Consider the following 8094-nt stretch of genomic DNA (forward strand, 5'->3'; position numbering starts at 1 on the left):
TAATGCCGATCGTGCTGTCCGCGCTCGGCACCGTCACGCCGCTCGCGAACGTGACGGTCAAGACGCAACTGTCGGGCTACCTGCAGTCGGTGGCGTTCCAGGAAGGCCAGATCGTCAAGAAGGGCGACCTGCTCGCGCAGATCGACCCGCGCCCGTACCAGGTGTCGCTCGAGAACGCCGAAGGCACGCACGCGCGCGACTCGGCACTGCTCGCGACGGCCCGCCTCGACCTGAAGCGCTACCAGACGCTGCTGTCGCAGGACTCGATCGCGTCGCAAACCGTCGATACGCAGGCGTCGCTCGTCAAGCAATACGAAGGCGCGGTGAAGACCGACCAGGCCGCGATCGATTCCGCGAAGCTGAACCTCACGTATGCGCGCATCACCGCGCCGGTGTCGGGCCGCGTCGGCCTGCGCCAGGTCGACCCCGGCAACTACGTGACGCCGGGCGATTCCAACGGCCTCGTCGTGATCACGCAATTGCAGCCGATGAGCGTGATCTTCACGACCTCGGAAGACAACCTGCCGCAGATCCTCAAGCAGGTGAACGCGGGCCAGAAGCTGTCGGTCACCGCGTACAACCGCAACAACACGGTGCCGCTCGAAACCGGCTCGCTCGCGACGCTCGACAACCAGATCGACACGAGCACGGGCACGGTCAAGCTGCGCGCGAACTTCGATAACAAGGAAGGCATGCTGTTCCCGAATCAGTTCGTGAACACGCGCCTGCTCGTCGACGTGCTGCGCAACGCGACGATCGTGCCGACCTCGGCCGTGCTGACCGGCTCGATCGGCCAGTTCGTCTACGTCGTGAAGCCCGACAACACGGTGACGGTGCGCAAGGTCACGATCGGCCCGGTCGACGGCGAACGCACGAGCATCGTCAGCGGCGTGTCGCTCGGCGAGCGCGTGGTGACCGACGGCTCCGACCGCCTGCGCGAAGGCGCGAAGATCTCGATCCCGGCCGACAAGCCGAAAGGCGCGTCGGGCGCACGCGGCGCCGGTGCGGCGTCGGGTGCATCGGGCGCCGGCGGCCATCACGGCGGACACAAGCACGGCGCGTCGCAGGCAGCGGCCTCCGCGGCCCAGTAACGCGCGGGCCGCTCGATGAATCCATCCCGCCTCTTCATTCTCCGGCCGGTCGGCACCGCCCTTCTGATGGCGGCGATCATGCTGGCCGGTCTCGTCGCGCTGCGCTTCCTGCCGCTCGCCGCGCTGCCGGAAGTCGACTATCCGACGATCCAGGTCCAGACCTTCTACCCGGGCGCGAGCCCGGAGGTGATGACCTCGTCGGTCACCGCGCCGCTCGAACGGCAGTTCGGGCAGATGCCGTCGCTGAACCAGATGTCGTCGCAAAGCTCGGCCGGCTCGTCCGTGATCACGCTGCAGTTCTCGCTCGACCTGCCGCTCGACATCGCCGAACAGGAAGTGCAGGCCGCGATCAACGCGGCCGGCAACCTGCTGCCGTCCGACCTCCCTGCCCCGCCGATCTATGCGAAGGTCAACCCGGCCGACGCGCCGGTGCTGACGCTCGCCGTCACGTCGAAGACGCTGCCGCTCACGCAGGTGCAGGATCTCGCCGACACGCGCCTTGCAATGAAGATCTCGCAGATCGCGGGCGTCGGCCTCGTCAGCCTGTCGGGCGGCAACCGCCCGGCCGTGCGCATCCAGGCGAACCCGACCGCGCTCGCGCAGTACGGGATGAACCTCGACGACCTGCGCACGACGATCTCGAACCTGAACGTCAACACGCCGAAGGGCAACTTCGACGGCCCGACGCGCGCGTACACGATCAACGCGAACGACCAGCTCACGAGCGCCGATCAATACAACAGCGCGGTCGTCGCATACAAGAACGGCCGCCCGGTGATGCTCACCGACGTCGCGACGGTCGTCGCCGGCTCGGAAAACACCAAGCTCGGCGCGTGGGTGAACAAGGAGCCCGCGATCATCCTGAACGTGCAGCGCCAGCCGGGCGCGAACGTGATCCAGACGGTCGACGCGATCAAGGCGCAGTTGCCGAAGCTGCAGGAAACGCTGCCGGCCGCGCTCGACGTGCAGATCGTCACCGACCGCACGACGATGATCCGCGCCGCCGTGCGCGACGTGCAGTTCGAGCTGCTGCTCGCGGTAGGGCTCGTCGTGCTGGTGATGTACCTGTTCCTCGCGAACATCTACGCGACGATCATCCCGAGCCTGTCGGTGCCGCTGTCGCTGATCGGCACGCTCGCGGTGATGTACATGGCCGGCTTCTCGCTGAACAACCTGTCATTGATGGCGCTCACCATCGCGACCGGCTTCGTGGTCGACGACGCGATCGTGATGATCGAGAACATCGCGCGCTACGTCGAGGAAGGCGAGACGGGGCTCGAGGCTGCGCTGAAGGGCTCGAAGCAGATCGGCTTCACGATCATCTCGCTGACGGTGTCGCTGATCGCGGTGCTGATCCCGCTGCTGTTCATGGGCGACGTGGTCGGGCGCCTGTTCCACGAATTCGCGATCACGCTCGCGGTGACGATCGTGATCTCGGCGATCGTGTCGCTCACGCTCGTGCCGATGATGTGCGCGAAGCTGCTGCGCCATTCGCCGCCGCCCGAGAGCCACCGCTTCGAGGCGCGCGTGCACCAGGCGATCGACTGGGTGATCGCGCGTTACGCGGTCGCGCTCGAATGGGTGCTGAACCGCCAGCGCTCGACGCTCGTCGTCGCGCTGCTGACGCTCGCGCTGACGGGCCTGCTGTACGTCTACGTGCCGAAGGGCTTCTTCCCCGCGCAGGATACCGGCGTGATCCAGGCGATCACGCAGGCGCCGCAGTCGATCTCGTACGGCGCGATGGCCGAGCGCCAGCAAACGCTCGCGGCCGAGATCCTGAAGGATCCGAACGTCGAGAGCCTCACGTCGTTCATCGGCGTCGACGGCAGCAACATCACGCTGAACAGCGGCCGGATGCTGATCAACCTGAAGGCGCGCGACGACCGCTCCGAGACGGCCGCGCAGATCATCCGCGACCTGCAGCACCGGGTCGCGAACATCACCGGCATCTCGCTGTTCATGCAGTCGGTGCAGGATCTGACGATCGACTCGACCGTCAGCCCGACGCAGTACCAGTTCATGCTGACGAGCCCGAACTCGGAAGAATTCGCGACCTGGGTGCCGAAGCTCGTCGCGCGGCTGCAGCAGGAGCCGTCGCTCGCCGACGTCGCGACCGACCTGCAGAGCAATGGCCAGTCCGTCTACATCGAGATCGACCGCGCGAGCGCCGCGCGCTTCGGCATCACGCCGGCGACCGTCGACAACGCGCTGTACGACGCGTTCGGCCAGCGCATCGTGTCGACGATCTTCACGCAGTCGAACCAGTACCGCGTGATCCTCGAGTCCGAGCCGAAGGAGCAGCACTACGCGCAATCGCTGAACGACATCTACCTGCCGTCGGCGGGCGGCGGCCAGGTGCCGCTGTCGTCGATCGCGTCGTTCCACGAGCGGCCGTCGCCGCTGCTGGTCGCGCACCTGTCGCAGTTCCCGTCGACCACCATCTCGTTCAACCTCGCGGCGGGCGCCTCGCTCGGCGAGGCGGTCAAGGCGATCGACGCCGCCGAGAAGGACATCGGGCTGCCCGCGTCGTTCCAGACGCGCTTCCAGGGTGCGGCGCTCGCGTTCCAGGCATCGCTGTCGAACCAGCTGTTCCTGATCCTCGCGGCGATCGTCACGATGTACATCGTGCTCGGCGTGCTGTACGAGAGCTACATCCACCCGATCACGATCCTGTCGACGCTGCCGTCGGCCGGCGTCGGCGCGCTGCTCGCGCTGATGATCACCGGGCACGACCTCGACATCATCGGGATCATCGGCATCGTGCTGCTGATCGGTATCGTGAAGAAGAACGCGATCATGATGATCGACTTCGCGCTCGAGGCCGAGCGCGTCGAAGGCAAGCCGCCGCGCGAAGCGATCTACCAGGCGTGCCTGCTGCGCTTCCGGCCGATCCTGATGACGACGCTCGCCGCGCTGCTCGGCGCGGTGCCGCTGATCGTCGGCTCCGGTGCGGGCTCCGAGCTGCGCCAGCCGCTCGGGATCGCGATCGCCGGCGGCCTGATCGTGTCGCAGGTGCTGACGCTGTTCACGACGCCCGTGATCTACCTCGGCTTCGACTCGCTCGCGCGCCGCGTGCGCGGCTGGTTCGAACGCCACGGCCCGCAAGCCGGCCGGCGCACGGACGCGTAAGCGATGAACCTGTCGCGCCCCTTCATCACCCGCCCCGTCGCGACGACGCTGCTCGCGATCGGCGTCGCGCTCGCGGGCCTGTTCGCGTTCGTCAAGCTGCCGGTGTCGCCGCTGCCGCAGGTCGACTTCCCGACCATCTCGGTACAGGCGTCGCTGCCCGGCGCGAGCCCCGAGACCGTCGCGACCAGCGTGACGAGCCCGCTCGAACGGCACCTCGGCTCGATTGCCGACGTGTCCGAAATGACGTCGACGAGCACGGTCGGCAATGCGCGGATCATCCTGCAGTTCGGCCTGAACCGCGACATCGACGGCGCCGCGCGCGACGTGCAGGCCGCGATCAACGCGGCGCGCGCCGACCTGCCCGCCGCGCTGAAGAGCAACCCGACCTACCGCAAGGTCAACCCGGCCGACTCGCCGATCATGATCGTGTCGCTGACGTCGGAGACCTCGTCGCCCGCGAAGCTGTACGACTCCGCGTCGACGGTGCTGCAGCAGTCGCTGTCGCAGATCGACGGGATCGGCCAGGTGACGGTGAGCGGCTCCGCGAACCCGGCCGTACGCGTCGAGCTCGAGCCGCAAGCGCTGTTCCACTACGGGATCGGCCTCGAGGACGTGCGCGCGGCGCTCGCCTCGGCGAACGCCAACGCGCCGAAGGGCGCGATCGAGTTCGGCCCGCAGCACTACCAGCTCTATACGAATGACCAGGCATCCCAGGCGTCGCAATACCGCGACCTCGTCGTCGCGTACCGCAACGGCGCGGCCGTGCGGCTGTCCGACCTGTCCGACGTCGTCGATTCGGTCGAGGATCTCCGCAACCTCGGCCTGTCGAACGGCAAGCGCGCGGTGCTCGTGATCCTCTACCGCTCGCCCGGCGCGAACATCATCGACACGATCGACCGCGTGCGCGCGGCGCTGCCGCAGCTCACCGCGTCGCTGCCGGCCGACATCACGGTCACGCCCGTGCTCGACCGTTCGACCACCATTCGCGCGTCGCTGAAGGACACCGAGCACACGCTGCTGATCGCGGTCAGCCTGGTCGTGATGGTCGTGTTCCTGTTCCTGCGCAACTGGCGCGCGACGCTGATCCCGAGCGTCGCGGTGCCGATCTCGATCATCGGCACGTTCGGCGCGATGTACCTGCTCGGCTTCTCGATCGACAACCTGTCGCTGATGGCGCTGATCGTCGCGACCGGCTTCGTCGTCGACGATGCGATCGTCGTGCTCGAGAACATCTCGCGGCATATCGAGAACGGCAAGTCGCGCATGCAGGCCGCGTTCGACGGCGCGCGCGAGGTCGGCTTCACGGTGCTGTCGATGAGCATTTCGCTCGTTGCCGTGTTCCTGCCGATCCTGCTGATGGGCGGCATCGTCGGGCGGCTGTTCCGCGAGTTCGCGCTGACGCTGTCGCTCGCGATCGCCGTGTCGCTCGCGGTGTCGCTCACGGTCACGCCGATGATGTGCGCGCGCCTGCTGCCCGAGTCGCACGACCCGCAAAGCGAAGGCCGCTTCGGGCGTTTCCTGGAACGCTGTTTCAGCCGCATGCAGCGCGGCTACGAACGCTCGCTGTCGTGGGCGCTGCGCCGGCCGCTGCTGATCCTGCTGACCCTGTTCGCGACGATCGGGCTGAACGTCTACCTGTACATCGTCGTGCCGAAGGGTTTCTTCCCGCAGCAGGACACCGGGCTGATGATCGGCGGCATCCAGGCCGACCAGTCGACGTCGTTCCAGGCGATGAAGCTGAAGTTCTCCGAGATGATGCGGATCGTGCAGAGCAACCCGAACGTGAAGAGCGTCGCGGGCTTCACCGGCGGCACGCAGACCAACTCGGGCTTCATGTTCGTCACGCTGAAGGATCGCACCGAGCGCAAGCTGTCGGCCGACCAGGTGATCCAGCAACTGCGCCCGCCGCTGGCGGACGTCGCCGGCGCGCGCACGTTCCTGCAGGCGGCCCAGGACATCCGCGTCGGCGGCCGGCAGAGCAACGCGCAGTACCAGTTCACGCTGCTCGGCGATTCGAGCACCGACCTGTACAAGTGGGGGCCGATCCTGACCGAGGCGCTGCAGAAGCGCCCCGAGCTGACCGACGTGAACTCGGACCAGCAGCAGGGCGGCCTCGAGGCGATGGTGACGATCGACCGCGCGACGGCCGCGCGCTTCGGCATCAAGCCCGCGCAGATCGACAACACGCTGTACGACGCGTTCGGCCAGCGCCAGGTCTCGACGATCTACAACCCGCTGAACCAGTATCACGTGGTGATGGAAGTCGCGCCGAAGTACTGGCAGAGCCCCGAGATGCTGAACCAGGTATGGGTCAGCACGTCGGGCGGCAGCGCGAACGGCTCGCAGACCACCAACGCAGCGGCCGGCACCTACGTCGCGACCTCCGCCGGCACGTCGAGCGCCGGCACGGCCACGCAGAGCGCCGCGGCGATCGCGTCCGACTCCGCGCGCAACCAGGCGCTCAACTCGATCGCGGCGAGCGGCAAGTCGAGCGCGTCGTCGGGTGCGTCGGTGTCGACGTCGAAGTCGACGATGATCCCGCTGTCGGCGATCGCGACGTTCGGGCCGAGCACGACGCCGCTGTCGGTCAACCACCAGGGGCTGTTCGTCGCGACGACGATCTCGTTCAACCTGCCGCCTGGCGTGTCGCTGTCGCAGGCGACGCAGGTGATCTACCAGACGATGGCGCAGGTCGGCGTCCCGCCGACCATCGTCGGCAGCTTCCAGGGCACCGCGCAGGCGTTCCAGCAGTCGATGAACGATCAGCCGATCCTGATCCTCGCGGCGCTGCTGGCCGTCTACATCGTGCTCGGGATCCTGTACGAGAGCTACATCCACCCGATCACGATCCTGTCGACGCTGCCGTCGGCCGGCGTCGGCGCACTGCTCGCGCTGCTGCTGTTCAAGACCGAGTTCAGCATCATCGCGCTGATCGGCGTGATCCTGCTGATCGGTATCGTGAAGAAGAACGCGATCATGATGGTCGACTTCGCGATCGACCAGACGCGCAACAACCAGAAGTCGTCGTTCGACGCGATCCACGAGGCGTGCCTGCTGCGCTTCCGCCCGATCATGATGACGACGATGGCGGCGCTGCTCGGCGCGCTGCCGCTCGCATTCGGCAACGGCGACGGCGCCGAGCTGCGTGCGCCGCTCGGGATCGCGATCGCCGGCGGCCTGATCGTGTCGCAGGTGCTGACGCTCTATACGACGCCGGTCGTCTACCTGTACATGGACCGGTTCCGCGTGTGGGGCGAGAAACGCCGCAACCGCCGCGGCAATACCGGCGGGCCGGCTGTCGCCGGGGAGTGATGAAAGCGGCCGCCCGTTGTGCGGCCGTTTTTTTTCGCGCTTGAACAGCGGCGACGATCGGCTATCGTGAGTCCATGCCTACCGCGGGGCCCTTCACGGGGACACACCATGAACGTCCAGCTCAACCACACGATCGTCTGGTGCCGCGACAAGCGCGCGTCGAGCCGCTTCCTCACCGAGCTTCTGGAATTGCCGCCGCCGACGCCGTTCGGCGCGATGCTGGTCGTCCCGCTCGGCAACGGCGTATCACTCGATTTTTATGAGCAGTCGGGAGAGATCGCGTCGCAGCATTACGCGTTCCTGCTCGACGAAGCAGGCTTCGATCGCGTGCTCGCGCGCATTCGCGAGCGCGGGCTGCCGCACTGGGCCGATCCGGCGAAGCGGCAACCCGGTGACATCTACCGCCACAACGGCGGCCGCGGCGTGTACTTCGACGATCCGGACGGCCACTTCCTCGAAGTGATGACGCAGCCTTATGTGCTGAACGGCTAGTTCGACGGGCCGGCGTTGCGCCGGCCGGTATCGTGGCACGGATGTCGCCCCGCTCGGGACGGCATCCGGC

At 67.3% G+C, this 8094-nt stretch carries 4 protein-coding genes; all 4 read left to right on the forward strand.

Annotated features, from left to right (window positions below):
• Positions 1–1091 (forward strand): MdtA/MuxA family multidrug efflux RND transporter periplasmic adaptor subunit (locus tag G3N99_RS30005; protein ID WP_206124187.1); only part of this gene is annotated, 1091 nt, incomplete at its 5' end.
• 15 nt (positions 1092–1106) lie between these two features.
• Positions 1107–4220 carry an MdtB/MuxB family multidrug efflux RND transporter permease subunit gene (locus tag G3N99_RS30010; RefSeq protein WP_174989745.1) on the forward strand — a complete coding sequence of 1038 codons (3114 nt, stop codon included), beginning with the start codon at positions 1107–1109 and terminating at the stop codon, positions 4218–4220.
• Positions 4221–4223: 3 nt separating this feature from the next.
• Positions 4224–7532, forward strand: a complete 3309-nt coding sequence (locus G3N99_RS30015) for an efflux RND transporter permease subunit (protein ID WP_174935073.1) — start codon at positions 4224–4226, stop codon at positions 7530–7532.
• 108 nt (positions 7533–7640) lie between these two features.
• Complete coding sequence (locus G3N99_RS30020; protein WP_174989744.1) at positions 7641–8024, forward strand: VOC family protein; 384 nt, start codon at positions 7641–7643, stop codon at positions 8022–8024.
• The last annotated feature ends 70 nt before the right edge of the window (positions 8025–8094 follow it).

This window comes from Burkholderia sp. Ac-20392 (assembly GCF_017104585.1).
In the GTDB taxonomy this organism is placed as follows: Bacteria; Pseudomonadota; Gammaproteobacteria; order Burkholderiales; family Burkholderiaceae; genus Burkholderia; species Burkholderia lata.